The sequence below is a fragment of the Vibrio metoecus genome (assembly GCF_009665255.1).
GTDB lineage: Bacteria > Pseudomonadota > Gammaproteobacteria > Enterobacterales > Vibrionaceae > Vibrio > Vibrio metoecus_B.
In genome coordinates this window covers 2025803-2045000 of sequence record NZ_CP035686.1, presented here as the reverse complement: position 1 = coordinate 2045000, position 19198 = coordinate 2025803, and the positions used below count along the sequence as shown (strand labels likewise).

General features: G+C 48.5%; 14 protein-coding genes, 1 tRNA gene and 2 rRNA genes (1 of these 17 only partly in view). 12 read left to right on the top strand and 5 right to left on the bottom strand.

What is annotated here, in order from left to right; all coding sequences use genetic code 11:
• From EPB59_RS09255 to nfsA, 5 genes are all read left to right on the top strand, one after another.
• A 23S ribosomal RNA gene (locus EPB59_RS09255) occupies nucleotides 1-2330 on the top strand (it extends 556 nt beyond the left edge of the window).
• 92 nt (nucleotides 2331-2422) lie between these two features.
• A 5S ribosomal RNA gene (gene rrf / locus EPB59_RS09250) occupies nucleotides 2423-2538 on the top strand.
• Between the two features lie 31 nt (nucleotides 2539-2569).
• Nucleotides 2570-2646 (top strand) — tRNA-Asp (locus tag EPB59_RS09245).
• A gap of 197 nt (nucleotides 2647-2843) precedes the next feature.
• A complete protein-coding gene (locus EPB59_RS09240) occupies nucleotides 2844-3167 on the top strand; it encodes a DUF1904 domain-containing protein (protein WP_055052328.1) in 324 nt (107 codons plus the stop codon).
• Between the two features lie 9 nt (nucleotides 3168-3176).
• Entirely contained in the window at nucleotides 3177-3899 is a 723-nt protein-coding gene (gene nfsA / locus EPB59_RS09235) for an oxygen-insensitive NADPH nitroreductase (protein ID WP_154172463.1), read from the top strand.
• Nucleotides 3900-3934: 35 nt separating this feature from the next.
• On the opposite strand, the gene EPB59_RS09230 is transcribed toward nfsA, so the two are convergent.
• The 3 genes from EPB59_RS09230 to rdgC all read right to left on the bottom strand — a co-directional run bounded on the left by EPB59_RS09230 (nucleotide 3935) and on the right by rdgC (nucleotide 6658).
• On the bottom strand, nucleotides 3935-4189 hold the full coding sequence (locus EPB59_RS09230) for a YfhL family 4Fe-4S dicluster ferredoxin (RefSeq protein ID WP_001196281.1): 255 nt from the start codon (nucleotides 4187-4189) through the stop codon (nucleotides 3935-3937).
• 2 nt (nucleotides 4190-4191) lie between these two features.
• Complete coding sequence (yegQ, locus tag EPB59_RS09225) at nucleotides 4192-5592, bottom strand: tRNA 5-hydroxyuridine modification protein YegQ (RefSeq protein WP_154172461.1); 1401 nt, start codon at nucleotides 5590-5592, stop codon at nucleotides 4192-4194.
• Between the two features lie 151 nt (nucleotides 5593-5743).
• The gene (gene rdgC, locus EPB59_RS09220; RefSeq protein ID WP_095459224.1) at nucleotides 5744-6658 is read right to left on the bottom strand and encodes a recombination-associated protein RdgC; all 915 of its coding nucleotides are present in this window, start codon (nucleotides 6656-6658) and stop codon (nucleotides 5744-5746) included.
• Between the two features lie 237 nt (nucleotides 6659-6895).
• On the opposite strand from rdgC, the gene phoB reads away from it, so the two are divergent.
• From phoB to EPB59_RS09205, 3 genes are read left to right on the top strand one after another with little or no spacing between them, the layout of a single operon-like run.
• Entirely contained in the window at nucleotides 6896-7585 is a 690-nt protein-coding gene (phoB, locus tag EPB59_RS09215) for a phosphate regulon transcriptional regulator PhoB (protein WP_000091118.1), read from the top strand.
• A gap of 21 nt (nucleotides 7586-7606) precedes the next feature.
• Complete coding sequence (gene phoR / locus EPB59_RS09210; protein WP_154172459.1) at nucleotides 7607-8908, top strand: phosphate regulon sensor histidine kinase PhoR; 1302 nt, start codon at nucleotides 7607-7609, stop codon at nucleotides 8906-8908.
• A gap of 5 nt (nucleotides 8909-8913) precedes the next feature.
• Nucleotides 8914-9882 carry a PstS family phosphate ABC transporter substrate-binding protein gene (locus tag EPB59_RS09205; protein ID WP_154172457.1) on the top strand — a complete coding sequence of 323 codons (969 nt, stop codon included), beginning with the start codon at nucleotides 8914-8916 and terminating at the stop codon, nucleotides 9880-9882.
• Nucleotides 9883-9954: 72 nt separating this feature from the next.
• Here the strand turns inward: EPB59_RS09205 and ppx are convergent, their stop codons facing one another.
• On the bottom strand, nucleotides 9955-11457 hold the full coding sequence (ppx, locus tag EPB59_RS09200; RefSeq protein WP_095469357.1) for an exopolyphosphatase: 1503 nt from the start codon (nucleotides 11455-11457) through the stop codon (nucleotides 9955-9957).
• Nucleotides 11438-13543, bottom strand: a complete 2106-nt coding sequence (gene ppk1 / locus EPB59_RS09195) for a polyphosphate kinase 1 (protein ID WP_055052288.1) — start codon at nucleotides 13541-13543, stop codon at nucleotides 11438-11440. Before ppk1 ends, ppx begins: the two co-directional genes overlap by 20 nt.
• Before the next feature lie 198 nt (nucleotides 13544-13741).
• Here ppk1 and EPB59_RS09190 point away from each other — a divergent pair, with 198 nt between their 5' ends.
• The 4 genes from EPB59_RS09190 to phoU are packed head-to-tail and all read left to right on the top strand — an operon-like array spanning nucleotide 13742 to nucleotide 19161.
• Nucleotides 13742-15937, top strand: a complete 2196-nt coding sequence (locus EPB59_RS09190) for an ABC transporter permease subunit (RefSeq protein ID WP_154172455.1) — start codon at nucleotides 13742-13744, stop codon at nucleotides 15935-15937.
• A gap of 9 nt (nucleotides 15938-15946) precedes the next feature.
• Nucleotides 15947-17593, top strand: coding sequence for a phosphate ABC transporter permease PstA (gene pstA / locus EPB59_RS09185; protein WP_154172453.1), 1647 nt, complete (start codon nucleotides 15947-15949; stop codon nucleotides 17591-17593).
• Between the two features lie 2 nt (nucleotides 17594-17595).
• A complete protein-coding gene (gene pstB / locus EPB59_RS09180) occupies nucleotides 17596-18417 on the top strand; it encodes a phosphate ABC transporter ATP-binding protein PstB (protein WP_055052291.1) in 822 nt (273 codons plus the stop codon).
• A gap of 33 nt (nucleotides 18418-18450) precedes the next feature.
• Nucleotides 18451-19161 (top strand): phosphate signaling complex protein PhoU, encoded by a 711-nt coding sequence (gene phoU / locus EPB59_RS09175; protein WP_001159461.1) that lies wholly within the window; start codon nucleotides 18451-18453, stop codon nucleotides 19159-19161.
• Nucleotides 19162-19198: the final 37 nt, after the last annotated feature.

Sequence of the window (19198 nt, the reverse complement as noted above, 5' to 3'; positions counted from 1 at the left end):
TGTATAATGGGTCAGCGACTTATATTCAGTGGCAAGGTTAACCGTATAGGGGAGCCGTAGCGAAAGCGAGTCTTAACTGGGCGCTCAGTCTCTGGATATAGACCCGAAACCGGGTGATCTAGCCATGGGCAGGTTGAAGGTTGAGTAACATCAACTGGAGGACCGAACCGACTAATGTTGAAAAATTAGCGGATGACTTGTGGCTAGGGGTGAAAGGCCAATCAAACTCGGAGATAGCTGGTTCTCCCCGAAAGCTATTTAGGTAGCGCCTCGGACGAATACTACTGGGGGTAGAGCACTGTTAAGGCTAGGGGGTCATCCCGACTTACCAACCCTTTGCAAACTCCGAATACCAGTAAGTACTATCCGGGAGACACACGGCGGGTGCTAACGTCCGTCGTGGAGAGGGAAACAACCCAGACCGCCAGCTAAGGTCCCAAAGTATTGCTAAGTGGGAAACGATGTGGGAAGGCTCAGACAGCTAGGATGTTGGCTTAGAAGCAGCCATCATTTAAAGAAAGCGTAATAGCTCACTAGTCGAGTCGGCCTGCGCGGAAGATGTAACGGGGCTAAGCAATACACCGAAGCTGCGGCAATGTCCTTTGGACATTGGGTAGGGGAGCGTTCTGTAAGCCGTTGAAGGTGAATCGTAAGGTTTGCTGGAGGTATCAGAAGTGCGAATGCTGACATGAGTAACGACAAGGGGGGTGAAAAACCTCCCCGCCGGAAGACCAAGGGTTCCTGTCCAACGTTAATCGGGGCAGGGTGAGTCGACCCCTAAGGCGAGGCTGAAAAGCGTAGTCGATGGGAAACGGGTTAATATTCCCGTACTCAATCAAATTGCGATGGGGGACGGAGAAGGCTAGGTGGGCCAGGCGACGGTTGTCCTGGTTCAAGTGCGTAGGCTTAAGAGTTAGGTAAATCCGGCTCTTTCTAAGGCTGAGACACGACGTCGAGCTACTACGGTAGTGAAGTCATTGATGCCATGCTTCCAGGAAAAGCCTCTAAGCTTCAGATTTGATGGAATCGTACCCCAAACCGACACAGGTGGTCGGGTAGAGAATACCAAGGCGCTTGAGAGAACTCGGGTGAAGGAACTAGGCAAAATGGTACCGTAACTTCGGGAGAAGGTACGCTCTTGATGGTGAAGTCCCTCGCGGATGGAGCTGACGAGAGTCGCAGATACCAGGTGGCTGCAACTGTTTATTAAAAACACAGCACTGTGCAAAATCGCAAGATGACGTATACGGTGTGACGCCTGCCCGGTGCCGGAAGGTTAATTGATGGGGTTAGCGTAAGCGAAGCTCTTGATCGAAGCCCCGGTAAACGGCGGCCGTAACTATAACGGTCCTAAGGTAGCGAAATTCCTTGTCGGGTAAGTTCCGACCTGCACGAATGGCGTAATGATGGCCACGCTGTCTCCACCCGAGACTCAGTGAAATTGAAATCGCTGTGAAGATGCAGTGTACCCGCGGCTAGACGGAAAGACCCCGTGAACCTTTACTACAGCTTGGCACTGAACATTGAACCTACATGTGTAGGATAGGTGGGAGGCTATGAAGACGTGACGCTAGTTGCGTTGGAGCCGTCCTTGAAATACCACCCTTGTATGTTTGATGTTCTAACTTAGACCCATTATCTGGGTTGAGGACAGTGCCTGGTGGGTAGTTTGACTGGGGCGGTCTCCTCCCAAAGAGTAACGGAGGAGCACGAAGGTGGGCTAATCACGGTTGGACATCGTGAGGTTAGTGCAATGGCATAAGCCCGCTTAACTGCGAGAATGACGGTTCGAGCAGGTGCGAAAGCAGGTCATAGTGATCCGGTGGTTCTGTATGGAAGGGCCATCGCTCAACGGATAAAAGGTACTCCGGGGATAACAGGCTGATACCGCCCAAGAGTTCATATCGACGGCGGTGTTTGGCACCTCGATGTCGGCTCATCACATCCTGGGGCTGAAGTCGGTCCCAAGGGTATGGCTGTTCGCCATTTAAAGTGGTACGCGAGCTGGGTTTAGAACGTCGTGAGACAGTTCGGTCCCTATCTGCCGTGGGCGTTGGAAGATTGAAGGGGGCTGCTCCTAGTACGAGAGGACCGGAGTGGACGAACCTCTGGTGTTCGGGTTGTGTCGCCAGACGCATTGCCCGGTAGCTAAGTTCGGAATCGATAACCGCTGAAAGCATCTAAGCGGGAAGCGAGCCCTGAGATGAGTCTTCCCTGACAGTTTAACTGTCCTAAAGGGTTGTTCGAGACTAGAACGTTGATAGGCAGGGTGTGTAAGCGTTGTGAGGCGTTGAGCTAACCTGTACTAATTGCCCGTGAGGCTTAACCATACAACACCCAAGGGGTTTTGTAGTGGACTCAAAGCTAAGCGCATAAGAATGTGTGTGAGAACGAAAACAGCTTTCCAGATTTTAAAATTTTGCTTGGCGACCATAGCGTTTTGGACCCACCTGACTCCATCCCGAACTCAGAAGTGAAACGAAACAGCGTCGATGGTAGTGTGGGGTTTCCCCATGTGAGAGTAGAACATCGCCAGGCTTTTAATTTAGCACCAAGCGCTAACCAATGCGGAGCGGTAGTTCAGTTGGTTAGAATACCGGCCTGTCACGCCGGGGGTCGCGGGTTCGAGTCCCGTCCGCTCCGCCACTTATTTGAGAAACCCAGTCTTACGACTGGGTTTTTTGCTTTCTGGATAAAAGTGCCGTTATCTTGGTTATTCAATCCTTATAACGCTCTTATTCTGCTTCTTGAGCCCTTAGAACAATGGTTTATCCTTTGTTTTTTGTATGACTCGCACCTCTCCATGCTGGCTGTTATGATGGCAAAAAAGGAGAAAATCAGTCATGCCTCATTTACGTTTTCGCGCAGTAGAAGCGCATAGCGTTAAATCGCTAGTCCCCACACTACTCGATGAGCTTTCCTCATTACTCAATACTCCTCGTGCCGCTTTTACGTTTGAGCTGGTGAATACTCAGTATTTTTCTGAGGGTGATATTTATCCTATGGTGGAAGTATTGTGGTTTGGAAGAGAACAGCAGACTCAGGATCAGGTTGCACAGGTGATTACTGATCAGACACGTCAGTTGCTCGGTGCTGATTCTCATGTTGCTGTAGTGTTTATACCTTTGCAACGCACCGCTTATTATCTTGATGGACAACACTTCTGAGGAGGCCGCATGAATCCTGTTATTGATACCATACTTAGCCATCGTTCTATTCGTGCTTTTACCCAAGAGCCTATTTCTGCAACGCAACTTGAGACGATCATTGCTTCTGGTATTGCTGCTTCGTCATCCAGCTTACTGCAAGTGACCTCGGTGATTCGAGTGACTGATGGCGGTATGCGTGAGCAATTAGCAAAGCTTGCTGGCAATCAAGCCTACGTGGCGAGTGCGGCTGAGTTTTTGGTTTTTTGCATTGATTATCAACGACATTATGCGCTGAACCCGAACGTGAAACCTGAATTTATGGAGTTAACCTTAATTGGTGCTGTTGATGCGGGGATTATGGCGCAAAACTGTTTATTGGCGGCAGAGTCGATGGGGCTTGGTGGGGTGTACATTGGTGGTTTACGTAATTCACCGAATGAAGTCGATGCTTTGCTTAACTTGCCGCCTTATACCTCCGTATTGTTTGGAATGTGCTTAGGACACCCAGCTCAGGATCCAGAGTTAAAACCGCGCTTGGCTCCGAAGGTGATCTTGCATGAAAACCACTACCAGCCTTTGAATAAAGAGGATGTCGCAGAGTATGACCGTACCATGGTTGAGTATTACCAAAAACGTTCCGGTAATCCAAAACAGCAGGGATGGTCTGAACAAATTACCGCTAAGCTTTCAGAAGAGTCTCGGCCATTTATGCTTAGCTATTTGCAGCGCAAAGGATTAGCTTTGAAATAATGTAAAAATCCCAGCACTTGGCTGGGATTTTCGATTTACGCGAGCCCTTGAATTACCACGAACTTCTCTAGCAGTTGCTCTTCGGTTTCGCGATGGGCAGGGTCGGTGATGATGCAGTTGCTGATGGGACAAACCGACTGACACGTCGGTTTGTCATAGTGCCCTTTGCATTCAGTGCATAAATCGGGATTGATCTCATAGATCTTATCGCCCATTGAAATCGCACTGTTTGGGCACTCTGGCTCACACATATCACAGTTAGTGCATTTGGCGGTAATGAGTAGCGCCATAATTACTTGCCTGTTGGGTTACGGGTATCCTGCCCTTGCACTAGGTTACGCATCAGTAGTGCGTAGCTGAGATCCAATTCTTCCGGAACTGGAATGTAAACAAAGTGACCGTTGCCTTTGGCATCATCTGTTGCTTCACCTTTGCGGTTTTCCATCGCTTCTAAAGTGAAGATGACATTGCCTTTTGGCGTCATCAGCTCAAGGCTATCGCCAAGTATAAATTTGTTTTTTACTTCCACTTCGGCCATTGCGCCGCGGCGTTTACCGGTAAATTCACCCACAAACTGTTGAGTGTCGGAAACCGAGTAGCCGTAATCGTAGTTTTGGTAAGCATCGTGTGTGTGGCGACGTAGGAAACCTTCGGTATAACCACGGTGCGCCAAGCTTTCTAGGGTAGTCATCAGGCTATCATCGAATGGCTTGCCCTCAACCGCATCATCAATTGCTTTACGGTACACTTGCGCTGTGCGTGCGCAGTAGTAGAAAGATTTAGTACGGCCTTCGATTTTCAGTGAGTGCACACCCATTTGAGTTAGGCGCTCAACATGCTGTATCGCACGCAGATCTTTCGAGTTCATGATGTAGGTGCCGTGCTCATCTTCAAACGCGGCCATTTTCTCATCTGGGCGATGGCTTTCAGAAAGCAGTACGACATCATCAATTGGTTTGCCTGCACCAATGGTGGTGTCTGGACGTTCATTTTGAACTTCGATGGCTTGCGCAGCATTGGGATCAAACTGTTCAACGATCTGACCTGCTTCATCTTCTTTAGCTGCTTCAACTTTGTATTCCCAACGGCATGCGTTAGTGCAAGTACCTTGGTTTGGATCGCGCTTGTTGATGTAACCAGACAGCAAGCAACGGCCTGAGTAAGCCATGCACAACGCACCATGTACGAACACTTCAATTTCAGTATTCGGACATTTTTCACGGATCTCTTCGATCTCTTCTAAAGAGAGCTCACGAGAAACAATCACACGCTCAACGCCTTGTGAAGCCCAGAATTTCACGGTTGCCCAGTTCACGGCATTCGCTTGTACCGAAAGGTGGATCGGCATGTGTGGGAATTCTTCGCGAACCATCATAATCAAGCCTGGGTCAGACATGATGAGCGCATCAGGCCCCATATCAATTACAGGCTTAAGGTCACGGATGAAAGTTTTCAGCTTAGAGTTGTGTGGCTGAATGTTACACACGACATAGAATTTTTTACCCAGTGCGTGGGCTTCATCAATGCCGATTTGTAGGTTTTCGTGGTTGAACTCATTGTTACGCACGCGAAGGCTGTAACGAGGTTGGCCAGCATATACCGCATCTGCCCCGTAGGCAAAAGCGTAGCGCATATTCTTCAGGCTACCAGCGGGTGAAAGGAGTTCTGGAACAAAGGTTTTTGGCGTTGTCATTGCTTGCTTCTCTTACAATCTGATCTCAAGTCAGGCCAATACCACCTGATGGTATTGGAAAGGGCGCAAATTTTACGTCAAAAACCCTACTCTGCATAGTGAAACTCTCACCACCTCATTTTACGCAGAGGTGGTGAAATTGAGTCCACGCTTAGGCTTCAGGGTGAGGCAGGCCACCTAAGGCATTGAATAGATCTGGTAGGAAGACCGACATTTCTCCGCACAGCAGAGAGAAATCGGCATCAAGACGTGCCGCGCGATCTTCGCGTGGGATGTCATCATTCTGCTCTTTGAGTTCATCGCTGTATGTTAGGCGTTTGATGCTGCAATCTTCCGCTAATACAAAACGAATCCGGTCTTGCCAGTTTATTGCCAGTTTAGTGACCACTTTATTGGCTTGAATGTGGCTGAGAATTTCATCGCTGCTCAGCTCTTGTTTTTTGCAGCGAATGGTTGCGCCGTCATCGAGTAATGATTTGAGCTCCGCTTCTTCCATCAGGCTAAAGCCTTGGGGCAGATTGCCTTCTTTCACCCATTGCGTCAGAGTCGTTTCTACCGCAATTTCAGGAATAGCAGGGACAACAGGCAGACTGCCCATGGTTTTGCGCAGTAGCGCGAGCACATCTTCGGCTTTTTTGTAGCTGCCTGCATCCACTAGAATTAAGCCTTCGGTTGGCATGATCAGCACAAACGTGAGTTGGCTTTTGCTGAATGCGCGTGGCAGTAAATCGATTACGATGTCTTCTTTCAGTGCTTCTTTTTCTTTTTTCTTCAGTGGGCGGCCTTCTTCAGCTTCCATCGCTTCGACTTTGGCATTGAGCGAATCTTTGATCACGGAAGCGGGCAGCATTTTCTCTTCACGTTTCGCGCAGACTAAAATACGGTTTTCACTGACGTGGGTCATCATGTCGCCGTGTTTACCCAGTGCGGAAACCCAACCAAACTTCTGTTTATCCTGACTGCCGCAAGGCGTAAAACGAAATTCGGCCAACTGCTTTTCCAGCTGATCGGCATTGAAGTTAACCTCGCGATTAACGCGATACACCATACAGTTTTTAAACCACATTGTTGTTTTCCCTTGGTTAGAAAGCCAGACATGATAGGGGAAGATGCTGAGAAAGTCTTAACCCTAATTCAAAAAAATAGGGATAGCTGCCCAGTTGTTGTCTCGCTTTGCTTGTGAGGCTTAGGTATATGAATTTCGCCTGAACCTTATATGAAAATTTGTTTGCAAAGGTCACAAAAGTGTCATAAACATTTCCCATAATGCATGGCGTTGGTGAAAAACAAAGGTTAATCAATTATGTCTAGAAGGATTCTGGTTGTTGAAGACGAAGCACCGATTCGTGAAATGTTGTGTTTCGTGCTTGAACAAAAGGGCTATCAGGCGGTTGAGGCCGAAGATTATGATTCGGCAATGAGTAAGCTGGCTGAACCTTTTCCTGATCTCGTCCTGCTTGACTGGATGTTGCCTGGTGGAAGTGGCATCAACCTCATCAAGCATATGAAACGTGAAGAGGTGACGCGCAACATTCCTGTCGTGATGCTTACCGCGCGTGGGGAAGAAGAAGATAAAGTTCGCGGCCTCGAAGTGGGCGCAGATGATTACATTACCAAACCGTTTTCACCCAAAGAGTTGGTTGCCCGTTTGAAAGCGGTCATTCGCCGAGTGACGCCAACGGCATTAGAAGACGTGATTGATGTTCAAGGTTTGAAGTTAGATCCGGTTTCACACCGTGTGACGGCGAATGATCAGCCGTTGGACATGGGACCGACTGAGTTCAAGATGTTACACTTCTTCATGACGCACCAAGAGCGTGTGTATAGCCGCGAACAACTGCTCAACAACGTTTGGGGTACCAACGTGTATGTTGAAGATCGCACGGTAGACGTTCACATTCGTCGTCTGCGCAAAGCTTTAGAAGATGCTGGACATGATAAGTTGATCCAGACTGTGCGCGGTGCGGGGTATCGTTTTTCAACCAAAGCCTAAGAGGGTGTAGAACAAATCAGTATGGTTGAACGCTTAACATGGAAAAAGCTGGCTTGGGAGCTGGCTTTTTTTTACTTGCCATGGATTGTGGTTGGATGGATTTTTGGAAGCATGCCGTGGTTGCTGTTAGCTGCTACGGTGTTGCAGCTTTTCTGGCATTTGAATCATCAAATTCGCCTCTCGGCTTGGTTGTGGGATGAAAAACGCCTCACCCCGCCTTCCGGAACCGGGAATTGGGAATCGCTGTTCAATGGCATTTATCGCTTGCAGCAGCGCCATCGTAAAAAACGCAAAGAGCTGACCAATCTCATCCGCCGCTTCCGTAATGGTGCTGAATCGCTCCCCGATGCGGTTGTGGTGTTTCGTAGCGAAGGCAATATCGTGTGGTGCAACCGCCTTGCGCAGCACTTGCTGGGTTTTCGTTGGCCAGATGATGCTGGGCAGCCGATCTCCAACTTGCTGCGTACACCGGACTTTATCAAATACCTCAAGAAAGATGATTTTACCGATCCGCTCGAAATGCGTTCGCCGCTCAATAGCGAGCGCATGCTGGAACTGCGGATTGTGCCGTACACCGAGGGTGAACACCTGATGGTGGTGCGTGATGTCACTCAGCTTAAACAGCTCGAAGGCATGCGCCGTAATTTCTTTGCCAACGTTTCCCATGAACTGCGCACACCGATGACGGTGCTGCAAGGTTATCTGGAAATGACCGAAGATCCGGATGTGCTGGCCGGTCCCATGTGGAGCAAAGCCCATGGCGTGATGACTGAGCAGCTCAATCGGATGAATAGTCTGGTGAACCAACTGCTGACGCTCTCGAAAATTGAAGCATCGCCGATGGTCGATCTCGATCAAGTGGTTGATGTGCCTGCCATGTTGGAAGTGTTAGAAAAAGAAGCAGTGAGCCTCAGTGGTGATGCGCAACATAAGCTGTATTTTGAGGTAGATAAAAGCCTGAAAGTGCTGGCGGATGACGATCAACTGCGCAGCGCGATTTCGAATCTGGTGTACAACGCGGTTAAATATACCCCGCCGGGCGCGCAAATTGATGTGCGTTGGTATCGCACTGGCAAAGGCGCTTGCCTCGAAGTGGAAGATAAAGGCGAGGGGATCGAGCCGCAACACTTACACCGTTTAACGGAGCGTTTCTATCGCGTCGATAAAGCCCGCTCTCGTGATACGGGCGGTAGTGGTTTGGGACTCGCGATCGTGAAACACGCGCTTGCACACCATGACACGCATTTGGATATCTACAGTAAAGTCGGTGTCGGCAGTAAGTTTTCGTTTGTTTTACCTAAGCGGTTGGTGGCGAAAGGATGAGCCGCATGCTAAGTCGTGTTGGTTTATTAGGTACATTGTCTTTGGCTTCATCGGCTGCTTGGGCGTTGGATGAAGGTTTACCTACCTATGAAAAAGTCAGCGGTATTTCGGGCAGCTTGTTGTCCGTCGGCTCGGATACGCTGGCGGGCATGACTACGCTGTGGGTGGAGGAGTTTCAAGCCTATTACCCTGCAGTGAATGCGCAAGTGCAAGCCTCGGGTTCGGCGACGGCGCCGCCCGCATTATCAGAAAGCACGGCACAGTTTGGCCCGATGAGCCGCCCAATGCGCAGCAGTGAAATTGCTGCGTTTGAAGCCATGCACGGCTACAAGCCAACCGCATTGCGTGTGGCGATTGATGCGGTTGGGATTTTTGTACACCGTGATAACCCGATCAAAGGGCTGAATTTTCAGCAGTTGGATGCGATTTTTTCCGCGACATTGCGCTGTGGTGCTTCACAAGCGATCGTCACCTGGTCTCAGCTTGGTCTGCCTTATGACTGGGCGAAGCGTAATATTCAACTGTTTGGTCGCAACTCGGTATCCGGTACCTACGGCTATTTTAAGCAAAATGCCCTTTGCCAAGGGGATTTCCAAAACCGAGTCAATGAGCAGCCGGGGTCGGCTTCGGTGGTGCAGTCGGTTGCATCTTCCATTAACACACTCGGTTATTCTGGGGTGGGTTATCGTGTTTCTGGCGTGAAGCTACTGCCAATTGCGCGTGAAGGGAATGATTATGTTGAGCCAACCCAAGCGAATATCCTGTCAGGGGCTTATCCTTTATCGCGCTACTTGTATGTGTATGTGAACAAGAATCCAAACCGAGATTTGTCACCGATTGAGCGTGAATTCATTCGATTTATGTTTTCGGAGCAGGGGCAGGCTTTGGTTGCGAAAGATGGTTATCTACCGATTTCAGCGCAAGTGGCTCAACAAGAGCTTGCAAAGGTAGGGATTGATCCTTTAACCGATTGAGCGGGTTCGTTCCGAGCAGGACAACAAAAAACGCCCAAATAGTTTTGGGCGTTTTTTGTAGGTAACTCGTGATTAAAAATGCAATTGCCAGCCTACTTCACGCCAGTATTCTTGCTCGGTCTGTAAATCGGCGTGCAGCAATTTATTGTTTTCTAACCAATCTGGCTGTTCACATTCCAATTTCCACTCATCGTCTTTCGCTGACAAGGAGAGAGGTGGTAGCGGGTCATCGTTGCGTTGACCATTCACTAAGATTGCGAGGCGTAACACGCGGATCAAGCCGATAATGTGTTTTTTCTTGAATAGGCTGAAGTCATCTAACTCATTGAGCTTGAGTGATTTACGCTGAAAACGAGCCAGATTGGAGAGCACCAATTGCTGCTCGCTGTTGAATCCCGCCATGTTGTTGTGGCGCAAAATATAGGCGGAGTGGCGATGGAAGCCTTGCAAATTAATGCTCAGCCCCACTTCATGCAGTAACGCTCCCCACTCAAGCAGATCGCATAACTCACTCCCTTCGGGCAAATTCAATTCGCCGGCGACTTGCGCTAAGAATTCACGCGCGTGTCCTTTGACTTTGGCGGCGTGTTCTAAATCGACCAAATGTTTAGCAGCCAGATTTTCGGTGGTACGCAGACGGATGTCAGAATACTTGAAACGATCTTCCATCTCATACAGCAGCCCTTCACGCAGTGCACCATCCGAGAAGTGCATCTCTTTGATTTTTAAACCATGAAAGATCGCGGAAAGAATGGCAACCCCTGCGGCAAACACAGGTTTGCGATCATCAGTTAAACCGGGCAGTTGTAAGTCGTCAATGCTGTCCCATTCGCACAGTTTTTCAATCAGCTTGCTCAGGCGTTCAAAGGTGATTAGCCCATCTTCATGCCCTTGCCCGACTAACACTTCGTGAATCGCTTTGATGGTGCCTGATGAGCCAAATGCGACTTGCCAGCCTTTTTTGCGGTACTTAGCGGCGATGGATTCTAACTTCTGCTCACTGGCGACAATGGCTTGAGCAAAGTTTTTACGCGAGAGTTTACCGTTGGCAAAATAACGCTCGGTAAAATTTACGCAGCCCATCTGCTTACTGTTGACCAGCTCGGCTTCAAATCCTTTGCCAATGATCATTTCGGTGCTGCCGCCACCAATATCAACCACTAACATAGAGTCGGCTTGCGGTTGGGTATGGGCAACGCCGAGGTAAATCAAACGCGCTTCTTCAGAACCGGGGATGATTTCAATCGGAAAAGGGAGCACTTCTAAGGCGCGCTGAATAAACAAGTGTGCGTTGCTGGCTTGGCGTAACGTGTGGGTGGCGGCAATGCGTACATTACGCGGCTCAAAGCCTTGTAAACGCTCCGCGAACATCGCCAAGCACTCTAAACCACGTTGAATGGACTCTTCATCAAGATTTTTCTGTGCATCAAGCCCTGCCGCCAGACGCACGCGCTGTTTATGTCGGCTAATCAATTGGAGATCTTGATCGACCACCTTGGCGACCACCATATGAAAACTGTTCGAACCCAGATCAATGGCAGCGATTTCTCTTGCGTTACTGACTGCTGTTGTCATTCGTCTCTTGTTGACCTTTTAGTTTACGAGTCTGTTTCTCGACATTTTTAAGATAGTCGTAAATGGCTATTTGAGAACGTACTTTTCTGCGATTGCCGCGTTCTACATATTCATTACTCATCTCTTTGTCGATTCGACGCGCTTTGACCGTATCAATGAACTGAATATTAAGGATATCAATGATGCGCTGTTTGATACGTTCATCACGAATCGGAGCCATGACCTCGATGCGATGATCAATATTCCGCTCCATCCAATCCGCAGAGGAGATGAAAACTTGTGGATTGCCATCATTATGCACAATCAATACACGAGGGTGTTCAAGGAAGCGGTCAATAATACTGATGATCTCAATATTGTCACTGACGCCTTCCACACCGGGGACGAGTGAACACATGCCACGGATGATCATGCGAATTTTCACACCTGCCGCACTCGCACCGTACAGTTTATTGATTAAGCCTTTATCCACTAAATTGTTCACCTTGAGGGTGATGGCGGCTTTTTTCCCGGCTTTCGCGTTGGCGATTTCACCATCCAACAAGCGATAGATTTGGGTGCGAGAATTGCGCGGTGAAACAATCAAGTGATTGAACTTCACTGGGCGGAAGGGGTTTTCAATGTAGCCAAATACGGCACGGACTTCAGCAGCGAGCTCTTGGTTGGCGGTGAGCAGGGCAAAGTCGGTGTAAATGCGTGCCGTACGTTCGTGGAAGTTGCCAGTGCCAATGTGCGCGTAACGAACGAATTCATCCCCTTCTTTGCGGGTGATAAGCAGGAGCTTAGCGTGAATCTTCATTCCCGGCACACCGAAAATAACGTGTACGCCCGCATCGGTCAGAATGCGTGACCATTCGATATTGGCTTCTTCATCAAAACGAGCTTGTAGCTCGACCACCACCACCACGCGTTTGCCGTTGTGTACCGCATCAACCAGCGAGTTCATCAATCGTGAATCTTTCGCAACGCGATAGATGTTGATTTTAATACTGACGACTTTGGGGTCAAAAGAGGCTTGGCGCACCAGCTCAGTCATGTGCTCAAAACTGTGGTAAGGGTAGTGCAGCAAAATATCTTGCGCGCGAATCGCATCAAAGACGTTGGCATAGCCTTCAAAATCGGCACAAGGCATCGGGGGTAACGGTTTGTTTTCTAAATAATCTCGGCCGACATTGGGGAAAGAAATAAAGTCTTTAAAATTGTGATAACGTCCACCGGGGATCAGACTATCGTAGTGGGAGATTTTTAGTTTGTAGCATAAGAATTTCAGCATCGCTTCCGGCATTTCGCGCTCATACACAAAACGCACCGGAAGTGCGGTTAAACGCTGGCTTAAGCCTTCTGACATTTGCTCTAGCAAGCTGTATTCGACTTCGTGGCGTAAATCGTATTCCGCATCACGGGTCATCTTCATTGCGTAACCGTTGAGCGTGTCATAGTTGTAAAAACCACGGAAAATCTCATCGAGGCAAAGACGAATAATGTTGTCGAGCAGAATGATGGTTTTGCGACGTTTGCCTTTTTGCTCAGGCAGCATCACAAAGCGGGGAAGTTGGTCTGTTGGGATCTCGATCAGCGCATATTTAAATTCATCGCCGCTGCACATTTCTACTGCGATATAGGCGTATTCATCTTTCAAAAACTGCATCACATCGATGTCATCTCGTAACATAATCGGGGTGACGTGTGGCAGCACTTCTTTCTGGAAGTATTTTTTTACCCACTTAAGTTGGATGTCGTCGAGCTGAGTTTCATTGACCAAGAAAATGCGCCGTCTGGCCATTTCAAGAATCAATTCATTGTAAAGGTTATCGAAATCTTGGTTGAGTTTGAGGGCTTTATTTTGCATGCGAGAGAGGAGGTGCTTGGAGATGTCGTTACTGCCTCGTTCTCGGTTGATCAGAATCTGCCGTTTTACATCGGCGAATCTCACTTTATAAAATTCATCAAGGTTATTGGAAAATATCCCCAGAAAGCGAATCCGCTCAATCAGCGGCACGGTTTTGTCCGCCGCTTCTTGTAGTACGCGCTCGTTAAACGAGAGCCAACTGAGTTCCTTGTCGATGTACAGCTTATCCGCACTCATATTTTACCTTTGCCGTTTTGAGTTGACGTAACCATCAGTAGAAGTACTGCAAACTAAGTGATTTTTGTGACACTTTTATTGCACTGCTTTCAGTGTCATAGAGTTGTTTTGATTTCAGTAATTTATTGTGAGCTGTAATATAATTGTCACCCAACGGAAATATTATGACACTCCCCCAACCTGTAGGTAATCCCAAGCATGGTCAGACAACCATTTTCATTGAAAGAACGTGATCGCGCACGGTTAGTCAAAGACCGTGTGGTGCGTTTTGCAGTGACCTGTGGTGGCGTGAGTGTGTTAGGGGCGTTGGTACTGATTTTTATCTATTTGGGTATGGTGGTTGTGCCTCTGTTTGGGGATGGTAAGTGGCATGGGGATGTGGCGGTAAAGCCGATTACAACGCCTAATCCACTGTTTATGACCATTGGTGACTATGGCGAAAATGCTTTTGTCCTCTCAGCCGATGGTGATGGGCAGTTTTGGTCATTAAGAAAACCCGGTGAACAGCCTATTCACACTCAATCGATAGGTTTTAAGCCTACACGGTGGGCACAAACCCCTGCTGCCCAAGGTTGGTTTGCGCTAGTGGGAGAAGACAACCAAGTGGCGGTGCTGTATCCGCAACTGTCTCACTCCATGACGGCCCAAGGACGAGAGTTTACTCCGAATCTTGAACGTTTGGCCTTGCCGGCTGAGTGGCGTTTGAGTGAACTTGCGCTCCAGAAAATCACGTTTGCGCTCACTGAGCAGCAAGTGATCTTCGCCACTTATGATCAAGCGCAGCAAGTACAGATTATACGAGTGGATCGCCAAACCGGACGAGAGTTGGCGCGCTTTGCTTTTAATGCTCCCTTTACTCAGTTGAGTCAGTTGCAACTGACGCCTGATGGTAAAACGCTTTATTTGCGCACAAACTCTGAGTTGGTCGTTGCATCGTTAGATAATCAAAGGGGGCAGATCCGTGAAGTGGTGGATCTCAGTGTCGGAGATAGCCATCATCAAGTCACTCAGCTCTATTTACTCTCTGGCGCATACTCTTTGTTGGCCGTACATAGTGATGGCTTAGTGTCGCAATGGTTTGACGTCTTACGTGATGGTGAGCGCCACCTTACGCAAATCCGCGACTTTAAGTTAGCGTCTGAAGTGCAGTATTTACTGCCAGATACCAACAGCAAAGGTTTCTACAGCTTCTATCGCAATGGCACTTTGCAAAGCCACTACACGACCAGTGAAAAATTGGTGCTGTTTGAGCGTGCCTACCAACAGGCGCCACAAATGGTAGCGATGTCGAATAATGAAGCGTATTTGGCTAGTTACGATCAAGGGCGTATTCGCTTGGCCCACATTGAGAATCGTAACCCTGAAGTTTCTTTTTCAGCACTGTGGCAAAAGGTATGGTACGAAAGTTACCCAGAACCGGAATTTGTTTGGCAATCGACCGCGGCAACCGATGATTTTGAGGCGAAATTTAGCCTAGTGCCGATTGCCTTTGGTACCTTAAAAGCGGCCGCATTTGCCATGTTGTTTGCTGTGCCGATTGCGGTGTTAGGCGCAATTTATACCGCCTATTTTATGACACCATCAATGCGACGAGTGGTTAAGCCCACTATTGAGCTGATGGAAGCCTTACCCACCGTGATCATCGGATTTTTAGCCGGATTATGGTTTGCCCCTTTTGTGGAGAGCCACCTTCCTGCTGTGCTCGCGTTAATGTTGCTGATGCCACTTTCAACAATGTTGGTGGGGTTCATTTGGTCACACTTACCGAGAGTATGGCTCCGTGGTATTCCTAATGGTTGGCATGCACTGATTTTAATTCCGGTGTTGATTGGGATCGCGACTCTGATTTTGGCCTACAGCGGTGAGTTAGAAAATGCACTGTTTGCTGGTGACTTGCGGGTGTATTTAGCACAGCACGGTATTGGTTATGATCAGCGTAATGCTTTAGTGGTCGGTTTTGCGATGGGTTTTGCGGTGATCCCTACCATTTTTACTATCGCGGAAGATGCCATTTTCTCGGTACCGAAACACCTTTCTGATGGTTCTTTAGCGTTGGGCGCAACACCTTGGCAAACATTAATGTATGTCGTGTTGCTAACAGCAAGCCCAGGGATATTTTCCGCCATCATGATGGGGCTTGGACGTGCGGTGGGGGAAACCATGATTGTCCTCATGGCTACCGGAAATACTCCGCTACTGGATTGGAATATTTTCGAAGGGATGCGTACTTTATCAGCAACGATTGCAGTTGAATTACCTGAATCTGAAGTGCAAAGCGCCCATTTCCGCATTCTGTTTTTAGCGGCGTTACTGCTGTTAACTTTTACGTTTGCGGTGAACTCGTTAGCGGAGTGGGTCCGCCAACGGCTACGTGAAAAATACCGTTCTTTGTGATGGAGCAAAATAGTGAATTGGTTTAAATCCGGTGCTCCTTGGATCTGGCTAACCGGGGGGGCGGTCAGTGTCAGCTTAATTGCAGTGCTTGGATTATTGTTGGTGATTGGTTGGCGCGGCTTAACCTATTTTTGGCCTGCGCCTTTATTGCAATGGCAAACCCCAGAGGGAAAAACCGTTGTTGGGCAGCTTTATGCTCAAGAAAGTGTGCCGGTGAGCCATTTAAAAGAGATGAATCTTCCATTGCCGGCGGAGATTGAAGCTGCTGGGTTGGCGACACGACTCAATATTAAAGTGGCGAATCGCGAGCTGTATGGCTCAGATTTTATTGCGCTACTTGAGTTTCAAACCGAGTTCAAAGGCGCCCCACAAGGATGGGCGGTGATTGAACGAAGCCGTGGTGGACAACTGTTTGGTCGGCCAGTCAGCTTTGATTCTCTAACGGGGCCAAAAGAACAACTGCTTAGCGATCATTTACGTCAAGCTCTGCTCGAAGCTGAGGCGATCCGCCAACAGGCGGACACCATAGTTGAACAGCAAGTGCGAGTGATCAGTGGCAATTTAGAAAAACTGCGTCTGGAAAAGCGCCGCAAGCAGTTGAACAACCAATTGACCGATGAGTTTTTACAAAACTATGTGTTACGTAAAAGTCGTTTAGAAGCTGAACTGACGGAAGTTCAAGCGCAGTTGGATGCACTCCGTGCGCCATTAGATCAGCAATTTTTGCATGTGGTGGACATGCGCGGACAAACCATATCGGTTCCGCTGAGTGAAATCTTGGATTTTTGGTACCCCAATGATATGAATTTTGCGCAAAAATTGGCGGAATGGGGTAAGCAAGCATGGCGATTTCTATCTGACTCGCCACGTGAGTCTAACTCGGAAGGTGGTGTGTTTCCTGCCATTTTTGGTACGGTTTTCTTGGTGATCATCATGTCGATCATCGTGATGCCATTGGGCGTGATTGCGGCTATTTATCTGCATGAATATGCCAAAGAGGGCGCATTTACCCGCATGATTCGGGTGGCGGTGATCAACTTAGCCGGTGTTCCTTCCATCGTCTATGGGGTGTTTGGCCTCGGCTTTTTTGTTTACACCATAGGTGCTTCGGTTGATAACCTGTTTTATGCCGAGCGGTTACCCACGCCGACATTTGGTACCCCCGGTTTGCTTTGGTCAGCATTAACACTCGCGGTGTTGACATTGCCAGTCGTGATTGTGGCCACTGAAGAAGGTTTATCGCGTATCCCGATTTCGGTACGTCATGGTTCCCTAGCATTAGGAGCCACCCAATTTGAAACCCTTTGGCGTATTGTGTTACCGATGGCAAGTCCTGCGATCATTACCGGATTAATTTTGGCGATTGCTCGTGCGGCGGGAGAAGTTGCCCCCCTGATGTTGGTGGGGGCGGTAAAACTCGCCTCTAGCTTGCCTGTGGATGGTGAGTTTCCGTTCGTTCACCTAGAGCGTAAGTTTATGCACTTGGGCTTTCATATTTACGATATCGGTTTTCAAACCAATAATATTGAAGCCGCTCGACCATTGGTTTACGCCACCTCATTTTTGTTGGTAACGGTGATTGTGGCACTGAACTTAACTGCAATCAGTATTCGTAATAACTTACGGGAAAAATACCGAACTTTGGGGCAAGACTAGCTATGTATTCCGCTAATCCCACTTTGGGCTACTATGTGCCACCGCTGGACGTGAATCATCTCACCGATCAGCAGACGGCGATTTCCATTGAGCATTTAAGCCTGTACTACCAGCAAAGTCGTGCCTTGAGTGATATTTCCATGCGCATTCCCAAAGGGCAGGTCACGGCGTTTATCGGCCCCTCCGGCTGTGGTAAATCCACGTTATTGCGCTGCATTAACCGGATGAACGATCTCGTCGAAGGTACGCGAGTAGAAGGCGAAGTGAAGCTGCATGGCAAAAATATCTATCATCCGGATGTGGATGTTCCGACTCTGCGCCGCCGCGTCGGTATGGTGTTTCAGCGTCCTAATCCATTTCCTAAATCGATTTATGAAAATGTGGTATACGGACTACGTTTACAAGGAATAAAAAACAGTCGTACTTTAGATGATGCGGCAGAACGTTCCCTGCGTGCTGCCGCATTGTGGGATGAAGTGAAGCATCGTCTGCACGAGAATGCATTTGGGTTGTCGGGGGGGCAACAGCAGCGTTTGGTGATTGCTCGCGCGATAGCCATTGAGCCGGAAGTGCTTTTGCTCGATGAACCGACTTCAGCACTCGATCCTATATCAACCTTGACCATTGAAGAGCTGATCCACGATCTCAAAACCAAATACACGGTCGTCATCGTTACCCATAATATGCAACAGGCAGCGCGCGTCAGCGATCACACCGCCTTTATCCATATGGGAAAGTTGATCGAATACTCAGATACCGACTCTATTTTTACTTCACCATTGAAAAAGCAAACCGAAGACTACATTACGGGGCGATACGGTTAAGCGTTTTTCAGTTAGTTTCAATAAGGATATGCCATGCAGTTTGGTCGACATATTTCAGGTCAATTCAATGTGGAGTTGGAGTCCATTCGTAGCCAAGTATTGACGATGGGCGGCTTAGTGGAGCAGCAGTTGACCTTAGCCATGCAAGCCTTGCATGAGGATGATGAAAAACTGGCGCGACGTGTGATTGCTGATGATCACAAAGTTAACGCGATGGAAGTCTCGATTGATGAGGCTTGTACACGCATTATTGCTAAACGCCAACCGACAGCCAAAGACTTACGCCTGATTATGGCCATCATCAAAACCATTACCGATCTTGAACGTATTGGCGATTCTGCGACTAAGATGGCTTACATTGCGATCGAACGCCCACCCGCGAAACAACACCAGTTCCAAGTATCTCTTGAGCCACTTTGCCGCCAAGCGATTGCTATGCTGCATCAAGTGCTTGATGCTTTTGCACGGATGGATGTGGAAGCCGCCGCAGAAATTTATAAGCAAGACGATCGACTGGATAAAGAATACGAAGCCGTGGTGCGCCAGCTGATGACTTATATGATGGAAGATCCGAAAAACATTCCACATATTCTGCAAGTCATCTGGTCGGCGCGTGCCATTGAGCGGGTGGGTGATCGCTGTCAAAACATCTGTGAATACATCATCTATTTCGTCAAAGGTAAAGACGTACGCCATCTTGGCGATCAAGGTATTGATGATGTGCTAAAGAAACCAAGTTTGTAAGCGAGGCGCTATCCTCTCTCACTTGCCGCCTAGCGGC